This window comes from Pseudomonas arabinosi (assembly GCF_047758675.1).
GTDB lineage: Bacteria > Pseudomonadota > Gammaproteobacteria > Pseudomonadales > Pseudomonadaceae > Aquipseudomonas > Aquipseudomonas arabinosi.
In genome coordinates this window covers 1109406-1127252 of the sequence record NZ_CP180480.1, presented here as the reverse complement: position 1 = coordinate 1127252, position 17847 = coordinate 1109406, and the positions used below count along the sequence as shown (strand labels likewise).

Sequence of the window (17847 nt, the reverse complement as noted above, 5' to 3'; positions counted from 1 at the left end):
ACTATGTACTTGACGCCTCAGCACGTACTGCTTGCCGGAGCTACCGGTTTGACCGGTGAACATCTTCTTGACCGTCTGCTCAATGAGCCCACGATTTCACGGGTATTGGCGCCCTCACGCCGGCCACTGGCCGAGCACCCCCATCTGGAAAACCCGGTCGGCGACCCAGCGGAGTTTCTGCCGCAACTGAATGGTCGCGTCGACATCGCCTACTGCTGCCTGGGCACCACCATCAAGAAAGCCGGCTCGGAACAGGCGTTTCGCGCGGTGGACCTGGACATGGTGGTGGCGTTCGCCAAACGTGCACGGGAGATGGGCGCTCGGCACCTGATCGTGATCAGTGCATTGGGGGCTGATCGCAGATCCCCTATTTTCTACAACCGGGTCAAAGGCGAGATGGAATATGCATTGCGCGCGCAGGACTGGCCGCAACTGACCATTTGCCGACCTTCGCTGCTGCTGGGCGAGCGTATGGAACCGCGTATGGCTGAGCAATTCGTCGGGCCTTTGTCCCGCTTGATCCCCGGCAAATACCGCGGTATCGAAGCCTGCCAACTGGCCCGCGCCATGTGGCGACTGGCGCTGGAAGAGCAGGATGGGGTGCGGATTGTGGAGTCGGATGAGTTGCGCAAGTTAGGTAAATAAGATCAAAAGATCGCAGCCTTCGGCAGCTCCTACATTGGTATTGCGTACACCTGAGGAGCTGCCGAAGGCTGCGATCTTTTGCTTTTTACAATCCGCCCGTTGCCTGAAAACTGACCCCGATCACCGTAAGCAGCGACAGCGGCAACAGCAGCGTGTCGAGCAACGCACTGGCCGGCAGGTCGACGCCGGGGTAGCTAGGGGCTTCGGCGCCGAAGCGGTCCATGGCGCAGCAACCGCCGTTCAGGGCATACAAATCCAGACGCGTCCCCGAATACACCACCGGCGCACCAGGTTTGGCGGCATCAAGCGTTCGCGCCGTGGCGCAGCCAGCCAATTGCAGCGCCAGCACAATCGCCAGCAGCTTATTCATCGCTGGTCAGATGGTGTTCGCCCCAACGCGGCAGCATGTCCTGGGGAATGTTCAGCAGATTGAGAATTCGCGCCACGACAAAATCGATCAAGTCGTCGATGGTTTGCGGCTGATGATAAAAGCCTGGCGACGCCGGCAAAATCGTCACGCCCATGTTCGACAACTTGAGCATGTTCTCCAGATGGATGCTCGAATACGGCGCCTCACGCGGCACCAGAATCAGCTGACGGCGCTCCTTCAAGGTGACGTCGGCGGCACGCTCGATCAGGTTGTTGCAGGCCCCCGTCGCAATAGCCGACAAAGTCCCGGTGGAACACGGCACCACCACCATCGCTGCCGGCGCGCCGGAGCCCGAGGCCACCGGCGACATCCAGTCTTCCTTGCCGTACACCCGAATCTGTCCGGCGGCAGCCCCGGTGTATTCGGTGAGAAAGGCCTGCATCATCTGGGTTTTCGGCGGCAGCGTAACGTCTGTTTCGGTGGCCATCACCAGTTGCGCAGCCTTGGAGATCATGAAGTGCACTTCGCGGTCTTCACGAATCAGGCAGTCAAGCAGGCGCAAACCGTACTGGGCGCCGGAAGCACCGGTCATCGCCAGCGTGATGCGTTCCGGGCTGTTGTTCATTGCAGCGCCTCGGCAAGTTTGCCGTGCAGGCCACCGAAGCCGCCGTTGCTCATGATCACCACGTGAGTGCCGGGCTGGGCCTGACTCTTCACGCGCTCGATGATGCCTTCCAGCGAATCGCTGACGATCGACGGCACGGTGCACAACGCAGCAGTCGCCCCCAGATCCCAACCGAGGTTGGCCGGCGCGTACCAGATCACCTGATCGGCATCGACCACGCTTTCCGGCAAGCCGTCGCGGTGAGCACCGAGCTTCATGGAGTTGGAGCGCGGCTCGATGATCGCAATCAACGGTGCATCGCCGATGCGCTTGCGCAGACCGTCAAGGGTCGTCGCAATGGCCGTCGGATGGTGAGCGAAGTCGTCATAGATGGTAATGCCACGGACCTCCGCGACTTTCTCCATCCGGCGCTTGACGCTTTTGAATGCGCTCAGCGCAGCGATGCCCATGGACGGCACAACACCGACGTGACGGGCCGCAGCCAACGTGGCCAGGGCGTTGGCGACGTTGTGTTGGCCGGTCATGTCCCACTCGACCACACCTTGAGCGACACCTTCGAACATCACTTCGAATTTCGAGCCGTCTTCGCTCAGCAGTTTGACCTGCCACTGACCGCCGGCGCCGGTGGTTTGCACCGGGGTCCAGCAGCCCATCTCGATCACACGCTGCAACGCAGGTTCGGTGGTCGGGTGGATCACCAGGCCTTCGCTCGGGATGGTCCGCACCAAATGGTGGAACTGCCGCTCGATGGCCGGTAGATCGGGGAAGATGTCGGCGTGATCGTATTCCAGATTATTCAGGATCGCCGTGCGCGGGCGGTAGTGAACGAACTTGGAGCGCTTGTCGAAAAATGCGCTGTCGTACTCGTCGGCTTCAATCACGAAGAATGGCGTGTCACCCAGACGAGCGGACACCGAGAAGTTTTGCGGCACGCCACCGATCAGGAAACCCGGGCTCATGCCCGCGTGTTCCAGCACCCAGGCGAGCATGCTGCTGGTGGTGGTTTTGCCGTGAGTACCGGCGACGGCCAGCACCCAGCGACCTTGCAGCACGTGATCTGACAGCCATTGCGGGCCGGAGACGTACGGCAGGCCTTTGTTCAGCACGTATTCGACAGCCGGGTTGCCGCGGGACATGGCATTGCCGATCACCACCAGATCCGGTGCCGGATCGAGCTGCGCCGGGTCATAGCCTTGGGTCAACTCAATGCCCTGGGCCTCCAGCTGAGTGCTCATTGGCGGATAGACGTTGGCATCAGAGCCCGTCACATGATGGCCCAGCTCTTTGGCCAGAACCGCCATCGAACCCATGAAAGTGCCGCAGATACCAAGAATATGAATGTGCATTAGTCGACCTCGTAAAACATGGCCGCAGGTTAGCTTAGGGTGGGAAAATTCGCACTCTGTCTTTAATGATCGTTCCCACGCGTGGGAACGATCAGTCACGCAGAACGGGCGATGCCGTGTTTACGCAGTTTTCTGTAAAGGGTGTTACGGCTGACGCCAAGTTGTTCAGCCGTATGGGTCATATGCCAGCGCGTCTGTTCCAGCGCATTCAGCAACGCCAGCCGCTCAGCGTCATCCAGCGGATAGTCCGACGGCTCTTCAACGGCAACAACCGGAACCGGCCGAGCCTGACGAATCATCGCCGGCAAATCCTCCAGTCCGATCCGCCCACCGTCGCACAGCGCCGCTAACGTGCGCAGCACATTGCGCAACTGCCGCACGTTCCCCGGCCAGGCGAAGGCCAGCAACGCCTGGCGTGCCGGACCGTCGATCAGTACGGTTTCCCCGCCCGCCTCTTCGGCCAACAAAAAGTCGAGCAACTGAGACTTATCACTGCGATCACGCAGCGCCGGCAGCGCAACTTCCAGCCCGTTGAGCCGGTAATACAAATCCTCGCGGAAGCTGCCGTCCTGCACCCGCTCCAGCAAGTTACGGTGAGTGGCGCTGATGATCCGCACATTGACCGATTCCGGCTCACCGCCGATCGGCACCACCTGACGATCCTCCAGCACCCTTAATAGCCGGGTCTGCATAGCCAAGGGCATGTCGCCGATTTCATCGAGGAACAGTGTCCCGCCATCAGCCTGTTGCAACTTGCCGCGCATGCCTTCCTTGCGCGCACCGGTAAAACTGCCGCCGCGATAGCCAAACAGTTCGCTCTCGATCAGGCTTTCGGGGATGGCGGCGCAGTTGAGGGCGACGAAGGCTTTTTCTGCTCGCTGGCTGGCCTGGTGGACGGCTTTGGCAAACGCTTCTTTGCCGGACCCGGTTTCGCCGTTGATCAGCAGCGGTACGTCCCGCTCGAAAACGCGCAAGGATTTGCGGAAGTCCTCTTGCAACCCTGTATCGCCCAGACAGATGCCCGACAAACGCGAAGGTGCGGCGATCACAGCACTTTGCACCACCGGCACCGGAATGCTGCGTGGCTGCCCGCGCAACAGCGCAAACAGGCTCCGTCCGTCGCGCGTGCGCAACGGCCAGCTGGCGCTGGCATTGACGCTGGCGCGGCCGAGCAATTCATCCAGCGAGCAGTCGAAAAACGCCTCCACCGGTTTGCCCAGCAACCCACCGCGAATATGCCCCAGCAGGTTCAGCGCACTCTGGTTGACCGCACTGATCCGCCCTTCCCCGTCAAACGCCAGCAACCCTTCGCTGAACAGCCCGACGGATTCGGCCTGAAGGTGAAAACGCAGCAACCACTGATTGTCGAAATAGCGCAGGAAATAACAGCTCTCGATCATCTTCGCCGAAAGATTGACCAGCGCCATGGTGTGGAATTGGCTTTGACGCGAGACTTCGTGACGCGCCGAGGACACGTCGAGCACCGCCAGCAGTTCGCCATGCGGGTCGAACACCGGGCTCGCCGAGCAGGTCAGGCCGGTGTGGCGGCCACGAAAGTGCTCGTCCTGGTGGATGGTCAGGGACTGACGCTCCACCAGACAGGTGCCAATGCCGTTGGTGCCCTCGCAGGCTTCGCTCCAGTCAGCCCCGAGCCAGAGGCCGGCGCGCTCGAAAATCCTCCGCTCGGCAGGTGCGGTAACGCAATTGAGGATCACGCCGCGGGCGTCGGTCAGCAGGACCGCGTGGCCGGCGCCGGAGAGTTGCTGATGAAGGCTGGTCATTTCGCTGCCGGCGATGTGCAGCACTTGCTGCAAGCGCTCGCGGCTTTCCAGTACGCGGCCATGTTCCAGCACCGTCGGCGCCATGGTCAGGGCCGGGTCGAGGTGATAATCCTCAAGACAACGCAGCCAGGAACGGGCAATCGACGGATCGCTGCCGGGACCGTGCAGGTGGGATTTGCCCTGAGTGACAGTCAGGACCTGCTGGGCATGGCGACTCAAATGGTTGTCGTGCATTTCTTATTGTTCTCCCCGGGGCTCGGCGACCCGTGCTTGAGGTGACGCCCAGCATCCTCCTGCCATCGGCGCATTGCAATGCTGGCGAGACCGACCCGTCACATGCTGTGCCAGAAGCGGTACAAAGTGTCACCGGGGCCGTACCAAAACCGTCACAGGCAGAGGCCGTCGGTCCGACATAAACCGCGTAAGGCCTTGATTTTCCTTACCTACAAGGCAGTGGCCCGACCTTTGCTCTACGCTTATAACAAGCGCACATGCGCCTCCGCAGGATCGGTACGAAAACTCGCCGAGCGGCGATCAGGCAAGGCAAAAACAGGCGAGGAAGCGGAGTTTAGGGAACCTAAATGAGCATTCCGAGCCTGTTTTTAACGCAGCATGATCGTCGCGCAGGCCGTTTGCGTACTGATCCTTATAAGTACAAAAGCCAAGGAGAAATATCATGCGTTACGCTCACCCCGGTACTGAAGGCGCTATCGTTTCGTTCAAGAGCAAATACGGTAACTACATCGGCGGCGAGTTCGTCGCGCCTGTTAAAGGTCAGTACTTCACCAATACCTCGCCAGTGAATGGCCAACCGATTGCCGAATTCCCGCGCTCCACGGCCGAAGACATCGAAAAGGCCCTGGACGCTGCCCACGCGGCGGCTGATGCCTGGGGCGCCACGTCCGCCCAGGCTCGCTCGCTGGTGCTGCTGAAAATCGCCGACCGCATCGAACAGAACCTGGAAGTCCTGGCAATCACCGAGTCCTGGGACAACGGCAAAGCCGTGCGTGAAACCCTCAACGCCGACATCCCGCTGGCCGCCGACCACTTCCGTTACTTCGCCGGTTGCATCCGCGCCCAGGAAGGCAGCGCCGCCGAGATCGATGGCAACACCGTGGCCTATCACATCCATGAACCACTGGGCGTGGTCGGGCAGATCATTCCGTGGAACTTCCCGATCCTGATGGCCGCCTGGAAACTCGCCCCGGCCCTCGCCGCCGGTAACTGCGTGGTACTCAAGCCTGCCGAACAGACCCCGTTGGGCATTACCGTGCTGATGGAACTGATCGGCGACCTGCTGCCGCCGGGCGTGCTGAACGTGGTGCAAGGCTTCGGCAAAGAAGCCGGCGAAGCCCTGGCCACCAGCAAACGCATCGCCAAGATCGCCTTCACCGGCTCGACCCCGGTCGGCTCGCACATCATGAAATGCGCCGCCGAAAACATCATTCCGTCCACCGTGGAGCTGGGTGGCAAGTCGCCGAACATCTTCTTCGAAGACATCATGAAGGCCGAACCGTCCTTCATCGAGAAGGCCGCCGAAGGCCTGGTGCTGGCGTTCTTCAACCAGGGCGAAGTCTGCACCTGCCCGTCCCGCGCCTTGGTGCAAGAGTCGATCTACGACGACTTCATGAAAGTCGTGATGAAAAAAGTGCTGTCGATCAAACGTGGCGACCCGCTGGACACCGACACCATGGTCGGCGCCCAGGCGTCCGAGCAGCAATTCGACAAAATCCTTTCGTACCTGGAAATCGCCAAGGGCGAAGGCGCCGAGCTGCTGACTGGCGGCAAGGTGGAAAAACTCGAGGGCAACCTGGCGACCGGGTATTACATCCAGCCGACCCTGCTCAAGGGCACCAACAAAATGCGTGTGTTCCAGGAAGAAATCTTTGGCCCGGTGGTGAGCATCACCACCTTCAAGGACGAAGCCGAAGCGCTGGCCATCGCCAACGACACCGAGTTCGGCCTCGGCGCCGGTCTGTGGACCCGCGACATCAACCGCGCCTATCGCATGGGCCGCGCCATCAAGGCCGGACGTGTCTGGACCAACTGCTACCACCTGTACCCGGCGCACGCTGCGTTCGGCGGTTACAAGAAGTCCGGCGTCGGCCGTGAAACCCACAAAATGATGCTCGACCACTATCAGCAGACCAAAAACCTGCTGGTGAGCTACGACATCAATCCGTTGGGCTTCTTCTAAAAACCGGGGGCGATGCAGAGGTTGCTGCGTCGCCCTTCAGATGGCCATCGCGAGCAAGCTCGCGATGGCGTCCTCAATGACACACCGAACATTGCCCTGCCGCTCTGGCACGAGCTTTGCGTGCCCGCTTTACACGAAAACGTCGCACTTGAAAGTCCAACAAATCAAAAAATAAAAAAGACAGCGAGGACTTATGACTTCTACTACACAGCTCAAACCCACACTCGGCACCCTGCATTTATGGGGCATTGCCGTCGGCCTGGTGATTTCCGGCGAGTATTTCGGCTGGAGTTACGGCTGGGGCACCGCAGGCACCCTGGGTTTCCTCGTCACCGCGCTGATGGTGGCGACGATGTACACCTGTTTCATCTTCAGCTTCACCGAATTGACTACCGCGATTCCCCACGCCGGCGGGCCGTTTGCCTACAGCCGGCGGGCCTTTGGTGAGAAAGGCGGACTGATCGCCGGCATCGCCACGCTGATCGAGTTCGTCTTTGCGCCCCCGGCGATTGCCATGGCCATCGGCGCCTACCTCAACGTGCAATACCCGGAACTGGACCCGAAGATCGCCGCCGTTGGCGCCTATTTCGTGTTCATGGGTTTGAATATCCTCGGCGTCAGCATCGCCGCGACGTTTGAACTGGTGGTCACCGTGCTGGCAGTCGCCGAGTTGCTGGTGTTCATGGGCGTCGTTGCGCCGGGCTTCAGCTTCAGTAATTTCGCGCTTAACGGCTGGTCGGGCGCCAACGAGTTCACCATGGGCTCGATCCCTGGCATCTTTGCGGCGATCCCCTTTGCGATCTGGTTTTTCCTTGCGATTGAAGGCGCGGCGATGGCGGCCGAAGAAGCCAAGGACCCGAAACGCACGATTCCCAGGGCTTATGTCAGTGGCATTCTGACCCTGGTGTTCCTGGCCATCGGCGTGATGGTGATGGCAGGCGGCGTAGGCGATTGGCGTCAACTGTCGAACATCAACGACCCGTTGCCGCAGGCGATGAAAGCAGTGGTCGGCAACAATTCGTCCTGGATGCACATGCTGGTGTGGATCGGCCTGTTCGGTCTGGTGGCGAGCTTCCACGGGATCATTCTCGGCTACTCACGGCAATTCTTTGCGCTGGCCCGGGCCGGTTACCTGCCTCGCGGCCTGGCCAAGCTCTCGCGCTTCCAGACTCCGCACCGGGCGATCCTGGCCGGCGGCGTGATCGGCATCGCGGCGATCTACAGCGACGGCCTGGTCAACCTGCAAGGCATGACCCTGACGGCAGCGATGATCACCATGTCGGTATTCGGTGCCATCGTGATGTACATCATCAGTATGCTGAGCCTGTTCAAACTGCGGAAAACCGAGCCGAACCTTGAACGTACCTTCCGCGCGCCGGGTTATCCGATCGTGCCGGGGATTGCGCTGTTTCTGGCGGTGGTGTGCCTGGTGGCGATGGCCTGGTTCAACACACTGATCGGGTGTGTGTTCCTCGGGTTTATGGCTGTCGGTTACTTGTATTTCCAATTGACCGCCAAGCAGCGCTTCGATGCGCCGGCGGACGCGATGCTCGAAGGCGTCTGAGTTGCACCGGCGCCGGGCTGATTCCCGGCGCCTGCCATATTGAAGTGCACAACAATCCCCTGTGGGAGCGGGCTTGCTCGCGATAGCGGTGTTACATCCGACATATGTGCTGAATGACACACCGCTATCGCGAGCAAGCTCGCTCCCACAATGGTTCGGTGGTGTATTTGAATTATTTATAGATCAGGAGAACTCCGTCCCATGGCCGCATTTGCCCATTCCGTCGGTGCCCAGACCTATCGTTTCGAGAGTCTCAAGGACGTCATGGCCAAGGCCAGTCCGGCGCGCTCCGGGGACTTTCTGGCCGGCGTCGCCGCCCTCAACGATGGCGAGCGTGTGGCCGCGCAGATGGCCCTCGCCGACATCCCGCTCAGCCACTTCCTGCAAGAAGTACTCATTCCTTACGAGGCCGATGAAGTCACCCGACTGATCATCGACACTCACGACAAACAAGCATTCACCGCCGTCAGCCACCTCACCGTCGGCGGCTTCCGCGACTGGCTGCTCAGCGATGCCGCCGACGAACAGAGCCTGCGCACCCTCGCGCCCGGTCTGACCCCGGAAATGGCCGCTGCCGTGTCGAAGATCATGCGCGTGCAGGATCTGGTGCTGGTGGCGCAAAAAATCCGTGTAGTTACAAAATTCCGCGGCACGATGGGTTTGCGCGGCCGGTTATCCACACGCCTGCAACCCAATCACCCCACCGATGAACCGGCCGGCATCGCCGCGAGCATTTTGGACGGCCTGCTGTACGGCAACGGCGACGCGATGATCGGCATCAACCCGGCCACCGACAGCATCGCCTCTATCTGCGCCATGCTGGAAATGCTCGATGCGATTATCCAGCGCTACGAAATTCCGACCCAAGCCTGCGTGCTGACGCATGTCACCACGTCCATTGAGGCAATAAATCGCGGCGTTCCGCTGGACCTGGTGTTCCAGTCGATCGCCGGCACCGAGGCGGCCAACGCCAGTTTCGGTATCAACTTGAACGTGCTGCAGGAAGGCTATGACGCCGGTTTGAGCCTGAATCGCGGCACTCTGGGCCAGAACCTGATGTATTTCGAGACCGGCCAAGGCAGCGCCCTGTCAGCCAACGCCCACCATGGCATCGATCAACAGACCTGCGAAACCCGCGCCTACGCCGTGGCGCGACATTTCAAACCGTTCCTGGTGAACACGGTTGTAGGATTCATCGGCCCGGAATACCTCTACAACGGCAAACAGATCATCCGCGCCGGCCTCGAAGACCACTTCTGCGGCAAGCTCCTGGGCGTGCCCATGGGTTGCGACATCTGTTACACCAACCACGCCGAAGCCGATCAGGACGACATGGACACCCTGCTGACCCTGTTGGGCGTGGCCGGAATTAACTTCATCATGGGCATCCCCGGCTCCGACGACATCATGCTCAACTACCAGACCACCTCGTTCCACGACGCCCTTTACGCCCGCCAGACGCTGGGCCTGAAACCGGCGCCGGAATTCGAACAGTGGCTGGCGAGAATGGGCATTTTCACCCAGACAGACGGCAAGATTCACTTCGGCGACAGCCTGCCGCCGGCTTTCCGCCAAGCGATGGGGCAACTGGGATGAGTGTTGAAATGGACAAACCACCTGCTGATCCAGAAAACCCGTTACTGGAACTGCGCCGCCTGACACCGGCACGGATTGCCCTTGGTCGTACGGGCACCAGCATGCCGACCAGCGCGCAGCTGGACTTCCAGTACGCCCACGCTCAGGCACGGGATGCGGTGCACTTGCCGTTCGACCATGTGGGCCTCAGCTCACAACTGGCGGAACGCGGGCGTGCCAGCCTGCTGCTACACAGCGCCGCTACGGACCGGAACAGTTATTTACAGCGCCCCGATTTGGGGCGAAAGCTCAGTGATGATTCGGCGCAGACACTGCGCGATTACGCATTGGCCAATCCCGGCGGTGTTGATCTGGCAATTGTCGTTGCCGATGGATTATCGGCGCTGGCCGTTCATCGCCATACCTTGCCGATTCTGGCGCGGATGGAAGATCAGATTGTGAATGACGGCTGGTCCGTCTCACCGGTCATTCTGGTGGAACAGGGCCGGGTCGCCGTAGCCGACGAGATCGGTGAACTGCTGGGTGCCAAAATGGTGGTGATCCTGATCGGCGAACGCCCTGGCCTCAGCTCCCCGGACAGCCTGGGGCTGTATTTCACCTACAATCCAAAGGTCGGTTTGACGGACGCCTATCGCAACTGCATCTCCAATGTCCGGCTCGAAGGCCTGAGTTACGGCATGGCGGCACACCGTTTGCTGTATTTGATGCGCGAAGCCTGCCGGCGGCAGCTGTCAGGGGTCAATCTGAAGGACGAAGCCCAGGTTCTGACACTGGAGTCGGACGCAGGAGCGGACATGAAAGGTAATTTCCTACTGAGTTCGTCGGATGCCTGAACCGTTTCCGCATTGCGTTTCTGATCCAGTTTCAGGCAGGATCGAAACACGGCCGCCCGAGTGAGAACCGTTCGCCGTCACAGTACGTGAAGACAGCCACTTGAAGACGAGACCTACCATGCGGATTATTCAAGCGACCCTCGAACACCTGGACCTGTTGACCCCGTTGTTCGTCAAATATCGCGAGTTTTATGGCTCCCTGGCTTATCCGGACTCGTCCCGAGCGTTCCTTGAAAAGCGCCTGCGTCGCAAGGAGTCGGTGATCTACCTGGCCCTGGCCGATGACGACAGCAACAAACTGATGGGTTTCTGTCAGTTATATCCGAGCTTTTCGTCCCTTTCGCTTAAGCGCGTGTGGATCCTCAACGACATCTACGTCGCCGAAGAGGCCCGCCGCCAGCTGGTGGCCGACAACCTCATCCGCACCGCGAAGAAAATGGCCAAGGAAACCAACGCTGTACGCATGCGCGTTTCCACCAGCAGCAACAACGAAGTCGCACAGAAAACCTACGAATCCATCGGGTTCAAGGAAGACACCGAATTCAAGAACTACGTGTTGCCGATCAGCGACGAGCTCTGATCTGCATCGAACATTGTGGGAGCGAGCTTGCTCGCGATAGCTTCTCCTCGGGATGACTGACACACCGAGGTGCCTGAATCGCGAGCAAGCTCGCTCCCACAGGAATCGATTGCACCACTCCAACCGGTGAGGAACCCTAGACATCCCCCGCTACAAACTCAACGCGCTTTTCACCTCTCAGCCCGTATAATGCCGACCTTTCCGGCTTGTAAGAAAAACTACACCCGTCTGTAGCCTTTCGCGAAGTCATCCGCACAGGCCTGCCGAGTCGGGCCGTCACCTCAGGTGCTCTCCATGGATTTCAACCCGCTCGACCTTATCCTGCATCTCGATGTTTACCTCGATTTGCTGGTAACCAACTACGGGCCATGGATTTACGCCATTCTGTTCCTGGTGATCTTCTGCGAAACCGGTCTGGTGGTGATGCCGTTCCTGCCGGGCGATTCCTTGCTATTCATCGCGGGTGCCGTTGCGGCCGGTGGCGGCATGGACCCGGTGCTGCTGGGCGGCCTGCTGATGCTGGCGGCGATCCTTGGCGACAGCACCAACTATGTGATCGGACGAACGGCGGGTGAGCGTTTGTTCAGCAACCCGAACTCGAAAATCTTCCGCCGCGACTACCTGCAGCAAACCCACGACTTCTACGACAAACACGGCGGCAAAACCGTGACCCTGGCGCGCTTCCTGCCCATCATCCGCACCTTTGCACCGTTCGTCGCCGGTGTCGCCAAAATGCCTTACCCGCGTTTCTTCGCCTTCAGCGTCCTCGGCACTATTCTGTGGGTGGGTGGCCTGGTGACCCTCGGTTTCTTCTTCGGCAACGTACCGTTCATCAAGCAAAATCTGTCGCTGCTGGTCGTGGGCATCATCTTGCTGTCGCTGGTGCCGATGATCATCGGCATCATCCGCAGCCGCTTCGGCAACGCCGCGTCCAAAGCTCAATCGCGCTGATTCACCATGTGGTCCCTTAGCGCCTGGCGTCGCCAGCGCACCTTGGCCAAACACCCGATTGCCGACGACATGTGGCAGCGGGTGCGTCATCACCTGAGTTTTCTCGATGGCCTCAGCGCCACCGAAGACCAGTGGCTGCGTGAAGCCAGCGTGCTGTTCCTCCAGGACAAACACCTGACCGCCCTGCCCGGCGTCGAACTCCACCAGGAACAGCGCCTGCTGCTTGCCGCCCAGGCGCAATTGCCGTTGCTGCACCTGGGCGATCTGAACTGGTATCAGGGTTTCCACGAAATCGTCCTCTATCCCGACGACTTCCTCAGCCCCCAACGCCATCGCGATGCCAGCGGCGTCGAACACGAATGGGATGGCGAACACAGCGGCGAAGCCTGGCAGCAAGGCCCGATCATCCTCGCCTGGCCCGGTGTGATGGCCAGCGGTGGCTGGGAAGGCTACAACCTGGTGATCCACGAACTCGCGCATAAACTCGACATGCTCAACGGCGACGCCAATGGCCTGCCGCCGCTGCACGCCAACATGCGGGTCAGCGACTGGGCCAAGGTCATGCAAGAGGCCTACGACGACCTTGATCGGCAACTGGACCGCAATCCCGACGCTGACACAGCCATCGACCCGTACGCTGCGGAAAACCCGGCCGAGTTCTTCGCGGTCACCAGCGAATACTTCTTTAGCGCCCCGGATTTGCTGCACGAGGCGTATCCTCAGGTCTATGAGCAACTGAAGCTGTTTTATCGTCAGGACCCTCTGGCCCGGCTGCGGCAACTTCTGGCCGAAGACCCGGTCTATCAGGCACGCGACTAAGGTCTCTACGACCTCTGGCACATAGCATCGGCGGCAGAATATGCCTATAATCGCCGCCACTTTTTGGTCAATCCGGCCAAGTGTTTTTGGTCAACTAACGGGGGCAACGCCCAATGAGCTACAGCAAGATTCCGGCTGGCAAAGACCTGCCGAACGACATCTACGTCGCGATCGAGATTCCGGCCAACCACGCGCCGATCAAATACGAAATCGACAAAGACAGCGATTGCCTGTTCGTTGACCGTTTCATGGCCACCCCGATGTTCTACCCGGCCAACTACGGTTTCATCCCGAACACCCTGGCTGACGACGGTGACCCCCTCGACGTGCTGGTCGTGACCCCTTACCCGGTTGCTCCAGGTTCGGTCATCCGCGCCCGTCCAATCGGCATTCTGCACATGACCGACGACGGCGGCGGCGATGCCAAAGTCATCGCAGTGCCACACGACAAGCTGTCCCAGCTGTACGTCGACGTGAAGGAATGCAGCGACCTGCCACAGCTGCTGATCCAGCAGATCGAGCACTTCTTCGCGAACTACAAAGACCTCGAAAAAGGCAAATGGGTGAAGATCGAAGGTTGGGGCGACTCAGAAGCCGCTCGCACCGAGATCATGAAGTCGGTTGCTGCCTATAAAGGCTGATAGCCGTCTCTCACGAACGGCTATAACGAAGAACCCCGGTTGATCCGGGGTTTTTTGTGGGCGTTTGAAAATCATGCTCAACAGCACATTTAACGGGCGGGCAAAGCGGTTTTTTCTTGTTTAATTTTTACAAAAGACGTCTTACATCAGGACTTAAATTTCACGCCAGATTTGAACGTTTTGTTGAATAAAAGCCTTATGCCGCAAGGCTAGACTCGTGTTTATGAAAAAGAACAAAACCTGCGGCCCACGATTCAGAATGCTCCTGAAAGAGCTCCAAATCTCGACAACGCGATTTGCCGAATTCCTGGGTATTTCCGACCCTCAAACTGTCCATAACTGGTATACCCGCGGAGTTCCTGACTACCGCATGGAGGATGTCGCCAGAAGACTGTCCGTGAACACTGAATGGCTGAAAACCGGCGAAGGACCGCAAGACGCCAGGGCATTGCATCTGATCGATGCATCCGGCAACACCTTCGACGCCCAGTCAATCCGGGGCACCTATCGGGTCATCGACCCAGTCGATATCGAACTACCTTTTTACAAAGAAGCGACCACGGCCCCCGGCTCCGACAAAACCCATGTCATCAAAGACCCCAGCGAAACGATCCGCCTGCCGCGCAGCGATCTTGACTCCCTGGAAATCAACCACGCCAATGCCATCTGCGCCCGCATGGTTGGAAACAGCATGGCCGAAAAAATTGAAGATGGCTCCATCGTCGCCATCGACCGCGGGCTCACGCAAATTGTCGACGGAGAGATTTACGCAATCGAGCACGACGGCATGTTGCGCATCAAATACCTGAGCCGGGTACCAGGCAACGCGATACGCATGCGCAGCCACAACAGCTCCGAATACCCGGATGAAGTCTTCAGACCTCCGCAAATCGAAGAGCAAAACATAAGAGTTCTGGGATGGGTGTTCTGGTGGTCGACCCTGAACAAACGCAGGCCACCTATACCTTTTCTGTAAACACATGACTGTGTAGCAGCTGGCGAAGCCTGCGTTCGGCTGCGCAGCAGTCGTATAACCATCCAACCCGGTGTTTCAGGTACACCGCGGATACTGGATTCACGACTGCTGCGCAGCCGAACGCAGGCTTCGCCAGCTGCTACGCGTAACCGCAATCGCTCTAGGGCGCACGCCACGCTGGGAATTCTGCAAAAAAATCAGTATGCTGCGCCCCACATTTGCGCATCGACCCGCCCCACGGCGTCAGATCGCACCGACAAGGCAGATGATTTTCTCGCCGAGTCCCACAGCCGGACGCAAGATCCGGGTGTACGTTTTGAAGGCTGGCGCGGTTTACCAAAAATGAACCAAGCCAGTCCCCGAGAAGCCGGCCACAAGCCGGCTTTTTAATGTCTGCGTTTTGAGTCAAGGTCACCCTTCATGCAATCGGGCAGCAAGCTGCTGCCCAATTCAATTGTGCAAGAGCTACTTGCACAATCCCCCTCACGGATAACTAAACCCCTTAACCAACGTCAACTCCCCCACCGCCCGCATCGGCACCAGGAACGTCTCCATCTTCTCGTTCGGCGTCCCTTCCTCCGTAATCACCGTCACCTGCGCCGTCGTCAGCGGCTGAACCGCATCCTCTTGCCCTTCCTCATCACTGCGATACCCGCCCCCGAAGTAGTTCACATACACCAAATACTGCCCCTTGATCGGCGCCGGCATGGCGAAGATTTCCGGGCCATACCCCGTCGTCACGTCCACATCGAGCGCAGCACCATTGGGAACAACGCGGTCGCCGTACCAGATATGGGCGCCGTCGGGTGTGATGAGGTGCAAGTCGAGGTCCGTGCCATCACTGTCCCAAGCCAGCAGCACCCGCAACTTCGCCGGAGTGGCCCCGCCGCTGGCGTTCAGGAATTGCGTGCGATGCCGTTGCTGGCCATCGGGGCTGCGGACTTCAACGCTGTTGCTGCCATTCGGAAATGAGAACGGGCGATCAAAGCGGCCAGTGGGATCAATCTTCAGCGGCATGCTGACGCCGTTGACGATCAAACGGCCCGGCTCACCGGACTTGGGCGAGGCGTTGATTTGCCCGGTGATGCGTGCCGTGTTGGCCTGCCCCACCGGGGTGTTCACCGAGGAGGCCGGGTAGTTGACGATCTGGCGAAAGCTTTCGCCTTCGCCTTCCGGCGCGCCGGTGCGCCAGCCGCCAACGGGTGTGTCGAGTTTGGCGGTGCTTTCGGCGGCGAACGTTGTCGGCCATACGCAAACAGAGCAGAGGAACAGGAAGACCTGTGGATAACGGAGTTTCATGGCCTATTCCAGCAAGAGGTGGCGGGCGAGCCCTTCGATGTAGGTTTCATCCTGGCCGTTGGGGTGTGCTTCGAAGGCCAGGTGCAGGTATTCGTGGGTCAGGTCGAGGCGGTCTTGCAGCGACAGCACACCGCGCACGTAAATGCGCTGGCGTTCGCGGTCGACATAGGGGCGGCCGAAGGCGAGGCGGCAGACGGCGAAGGTGCTGACTTCGTTGTAGCCCACCTCGCTTTCCAACCGCGGACGCCAGCCGCGGCGTTGGTGTTGCAGCCAGTCTTGCGCGGCGGGGAGTGTTTCGCAGGAGGCGACTGGATTGTCCCAGCGGCTGAGGCTGGCGCGGGGGTAGGCGTGGAGCAGGATGGCATCGTAGCGTTGGCCGGCGTTGGCTTGTTCGACGGCTTGCTGCCAGGAGAGCTTGTCCGGGCCGGGCTGGTCGGAGTGGTAGGTGACGGTGCTGCCGGCGAGGACCAGGTCGCTGGTCCAGGCGGCGATGTTGCGTGATTCGGCGGTGGCTGGACGTGGGGCGACGCGTTGCCGGCTGCTGCTGTCGTCGATGCTCAGGCAGTCGCCGTTGCGGGTGGCGTTTTGCAGCAGGTACGTGCGGATCGCGACGGCCAGGGCTTTGGCGGCTTCGGCGGGTTCGGGTTTGGCTTCGCGCTGGAGGACGCGGGCGACATATTCTTCGCGGTCCAGGCGAGCGACGAGTTTGTCTTTGAGCAAAAAGAGCTCGCCGTCGCTGTGGATATCGAGTTGATTGCCGTTGGTGAATTCGACGCGGTAGTCGCCCTGCAAGGGCCCGGACTCGACAATACGATCCCCCGCCAGAACGCGCCCGATGGGATAGCGTGAAAACAGCCCCACCTCAACACAGCGTCCCGCCTCCAAAGGCCAATTCACTGGCAACACCGAAGCCAACGCCCCACCGTAGCTACGCAAGACCATCTGACTGGTCCCACGCCCACCGGCCCAAATCGGCGTACCGTCCGCCGTCCACCCAGCAAATCCGCCCTGACGTGACGAAGGGTCCTGATCCCCCAACCAGCTCCAGGTTTTCACCCGCAACCGGCCACCGAGTTCGCCCACAACATTGCCGTCAGCCGCATTCAACACCACATCCAGCAACACCCGCCGCGCTTGATCCTGCGCCGGCATCACGGCCAGCATTCGCAGCAACTCAGTGACTGAAACGCGCGTGGAAGGCTGCAACGAAGCCAAGTCCATCAACCACTCCGGCGCCTGCCGTGTCTGCCAATACGCCCGCCAATCAGCGTCAGCGATGCCCAATCGCTGCGGCTCAAAGTACAACCCGCAAGACTTCACCAACGCCTGATCGCGCTCAATCTTGCCGCCCGCCGTGCAGCAATAAACTTCGTCTTTCGACTGACCGCGACATTCGTAAGCCGGCTCATGGGCGTTGGTATCCACCAACCAGCCATACACAAACAACTTCCACACACTGCCCAGCGGCGTCTGCACATCAGCAGGCAACGGCTCGCGCGCGATCACCTGAGTCCGGCTTAACGACAGCAACTCACCTTTAAAAGCCAGCCGCAGCGGCTCCTCCTGCGCTGTCGCCAGCGCAGGGATCAGACACAGCCACCACCAGAGCAAACGCCGGGTCATG

The 17847-nt window shown here is 60.0% G+C and carries 16 protein-coding genes; 10 read left to right on the top strand and 6 right to left on the bottom strand.

The genetic code is table 11. The features are described from left to right. Nucleotides 1–3 precede the first annotated feature (3 nt). Complete coding sequence (locus ACMXYJ_RS05130; RefSeq protein WP_415758992.1) at nucleotides 4–645, top strand: oxidoreductase; 642 nt, start codon at nucleotides 4–6, stop codon at nucleotides 643–645. An 85-nt stretch (nucleotides 646–730) separates the two neighbouring features. Here ACMXYJ_RS05130 and ACMXYJ_RS05125 read toward each other — a convergent pair whose 3' ends face one another. From ACMXYJ_RS05125 to ACMXYJ_RS05110, 4 genes are all read right to left on the bottom strand, one after another. After that, the gene (locus tag ACMXYJ_RS05125; RefSeq protein ID WP_415758991.1) at nucleotides 731–1015 is read right to left on the bottom strand and encodes a YceK/YidQ family lipoprotein; all 285 of its coding nucleotides are present in this window, start codon (nucleotides 1013–1015) and stop codon (nucleotides 731–733) included. Beyond that, a complete protein-coding gene (gene ubiX / locus ACMXYJ_RS05120) occupies nucleotides 1008–1640 on the bottom strand; it encodes a flavin prenyltransferase UbiX (RefSeq protein ID WP_415758990.1) in 633 nt (210 codons plus the stop codon). Before ubiX ends, ACMXYJ_RS05125 begins: the two co-directional genes overlap by 8 nt. Continuing rightward, the gene (gene mpl, locus ACMXYJ_RS05115) at nucleotides 1637–2986 is read right to left on the bottom strand and encodes a UDP-N-acetylmuramate:L-alanyl-gamma-D-glutamyl-meso-diaminopimelate ligase (protein WP_008152785.1); all 1350 of its coding nucleotides are present in this window, start codon (nucleotides 2984–2986) and stop codon (nucleotides 1637–1639) included. Before mpl ends, ubiX begins: the two co-directional genes overlap by 4 nt. A 95-nt stretch (nucleotides 2987–3081) precedes the next feature. Then, complete coding sequence (locus ACMXYJ_RS05110; RefSeq protein ID WP_415758989.1) at nucleotides 3082–5001, bottom strand: sigma-54-dependent Fis family transcriptional regulator; 1920 nt, start codon at nucleotides 4999–5001, stop codon at nucleotides 3082–3084. 442 nt (nucleotides 5002–5443) lie between these two features. On the opposite strand from ACMXYJ_RS05110, the gene exaC reads away from it, so the two are divergent. The 9 genes from exaC to ACMXYJ_RS05065 all read left to right on the top strand — a co-directional run bounded on the left by exaC (nucleotide 5444) and on the right by ACMXYJ_RS05065 (nucleotide 14924). Further along, the gene (gene exaC, locus ACMXYJ_RS05105; RefSeq protein WP_024164580.1) at nucleotides 5444–6964 is read left to right on the top strand and encodes an acetaldehyde dehydrogenase ExaC; all 1521 of its coding nucleotides are present in this window, start codon (nucleotides 5444–5446) and stop codon (nucleotides 6962–6964) included. Nucleotides 6965–7157: 193 nt separating this feature from the next. After that, on the top strand, nucleotides 7158–8528 hold the full coding sequence (gene eat / locus ACMXYJ_RS05100) for an ethanolamine permease (protein ID WP_046047379.1): 1371 nt from the start codon (nucleotides 7158–7160) through the stop codon (nucleotides 8526–8528). 201 nt (nucleotides 8529–8729) lie between these two features. Then, on the top strand, nucleotides 8730–10124 hold the full coding sequence (locus ACMXYJ_RS05095) for an ethanolamine ammonia-lyase subunit EutB (RefSeq protein WP_415758988.1): 1395 nt from the start codon (nucleotides 8730–8732) through the stop codon (nucleotides 10122–10124). Nucleotides 10125–10132: 8 nt separating this feature from the next. Then, nucleotides 10133–10957, top strand: coding sequence for an ethanolamine ammonia-lyase subunit EutC (eutC, locus tag ACMXYJ_RS05090; protein ID WP_415758987.1), 825 nt, complete (start codon nucleotides 10133–10135; stop codon nucleotides 10955–10957). A gap of 118 nt (nucleotides 10958–11075) precedes the next feature. Continuing rightward, nucleotides 11076–11537, top strand: coding sequence for a GNAT family N-acetyltransferase (locus ACMXYJ_RS05085; RefSeq protein WP_095130795.1), 462 nt, complete (start codon nucleotides 11076–11078; stop codon nucleotides 11535–11537). 294 nt (nucleotides 11538–11831) lie between these two features. Beyond that, nucleotides 11832–12488, top strand: coding sequence for a DedA family protein (locus ACMXYJ_RS05080; protein ID WP_095130797.1), 657 nt, complete (start codon nucleotides 11832–11834; stop codon nucleotides 12486–12488). A gap of 6 nt (nucleotides 12489–12494) precedes the next feature. Next, nucleotides 12495–13307 (top strand): zinc-dependent peptidase, encoded by an 813-nt coding sequence (locus ACMXYJ_RS05075; RefSeq protein WP_415758986.1) that lies wholly within the window; start codon nucleotides 12495–12497, stop codon nucleotides 13305–13307. Between the two features lie 113 nt (nucleotides 13308–13420). Continuing rightward, nucleotides 13421–13948, top strand: a complete 528-nt coding sequence (gene ppa / locus ACMXYJ_RS05070) for an inorganic diphosphatase (RefSeq protein ID WP_054052377.1) — start codon at nucleotides 13421–13423, stop codon at nucleotides 13946–13948. 223 nt (nucleotides 13949–14171) lie between these two features. Continuing rightward, on the top strand, nucleotides 14172–14924 hold the full coding sequence (locus ACMXYJ_RS05065) for a S24 family peptidase (RefSeq protein ID WP_415758985.1): 753 nt from the start codon (nucleotides 14172–14174) through the stop codon (nucleotides 14922–14924). A gap of 483 nt (nucleotides 14925–15407) precedes the next feature. On the opposite strand, the gene ACMXYJ_RS05060 is transcribed toward ACMXYJ_RS05065, so the two are convergent. Together ACMXYJ_RS05060 and ACMXYJ_RS05055 are read right to left on the bottom strand one after the other, a co-directional pair. Then, complete coding sequence (locus ACMXYJ_RS05060) at nucleotides 15408–16223, bottom strand: YfaP family protein (protein WP_415758984.1); 816 nt, start codon at nucleotides 16221–16223, stop codon at nucleotides 15408–15410. Between the two features lie 3 nt (nucleotides 16224–16226). After that, nucleotides 16227–17846, bottom strand: a complete 1620-nt coding sequence (locus ACMXYJ_RS05055) for a DUF2300 domain-containing protein (RefSeq protein WP_432760544.1) — start codon at nucleotides 17844–17846, stop codon at nucleotides 16227–16229. Nucleotide 17847 lies beyond the last annotated feature (1 nt).

Bases quoted from the DNA above. Each gene is read 5' to 3' on its own strand.
- ACMXYJ_RS05060 (WP_415758984.1), bottom strand. From the start codon at position 16,223: ATGAAACTCCGTTATCCACAGGTCTTCCTGTTCCTCTGCTCTGTTTGC.
- ACMXYJ_RS05075 (WP_415758986.1), top strand. From the start codon at position 12,495: ATGTGGTCCCTTAGCGCCTGGCGTCGCCAGCGCACCTTGGCCAAACAC.
- ACMXYJ_RS05095 (WP_415758988.1), top strand. From the start codon at position 8,730: ATGGCCGCATTTGCCCATTCCGTCGGTGCCCAGACCTATCGTTTCGAG.
- ACMXYJ_RS05085 (WP_095130795.1), top strand. From the start codon at position 11,076: ATGCGGATTATTCAAGCGACCCTCGAACACCTGGACCTGTTGACCCCG.
- ACMXYJ_RS05080 (WP_095130797.1), top strand. From the start codon at position 11,832: ATGGATTTCAACCCGCTCGACCTTATCCTGCATCTCGATGTTTACCTC.
- eutC (WP_415758987.1), top strand. From the start codon at position 10,133: ATGGACAAACCACCTGCTGATCCAGAAAACCCGTTACTGGAACTGCGC.
- exaC (WP_024164580.1), top strand. From the start codon at position 5,444: ATGCGTTACGCTCACCCCGGTACTGAAGGCGCTATCGTTTCGTTCAAG.
- ACMXYJ_RS05125 (WP_415758991.1), bottom strand. From the start codon at position 1,015: ATGAATAAGCTGCTGGCGATTGTGCTGGCGCTGCAATTGGCTGGCTGC.
- ubiX (WP_415758990.1), bottom strand. From the start codon at position 1,640: ATGAACAACAGCCCGGAACGCATCACGCTGGCGATGACCGGTGCTTCC.
- ACMXYJ_RS05130 (WP_415758992.1), top strand. From the start codon at position 4: ATGTACTTGACGCCTCAGCACGTACTGCTTGCCGGAGCTACCGGTTTG.
- ACMXYJ_RS05065 (WP_415758985.1), top strand. From the start codon at position 14,172: ATGAAAAAGAACAAAACCTGCGGCCCACGATTCAGAATGCTCCTGAAA.
- ACMXYJ_RS05110 (WP_415758989.1), bottom strand. From the start codon at position 5,001: ATGCACGACAACCATTTGAGTCGCCATGCCCAGCAGGTCCTGACTGTC.
- eat (WP_046047379.1), top strand. From the start codon at position 7,158: ATGACTTCTACTACACAGCTCAAACCCACACTCGGCACCCTGCATTTA.
- ACMXYJ_RS05055 (WP_432760544.1), bottom strand. From the start codon at position 17,846: ATGACCCGGCGTTTGCTCTGGTGGTGGCTGTGTCTGATCCCTGCGCTG.
- mpl (WP_008152785.1), bottom strand. From the start codon at position 2,986: ATGCACATTCATATTCTTGGTATCTGCGGCACTTTCATGGGTTCGATG.
- ppa (WP_054052377.1), top strand. From the start codon at position 13,421: ATGAGCTACAGCAAGATTCCGGCTGGCAAAGACCTGCCGAACGACATC.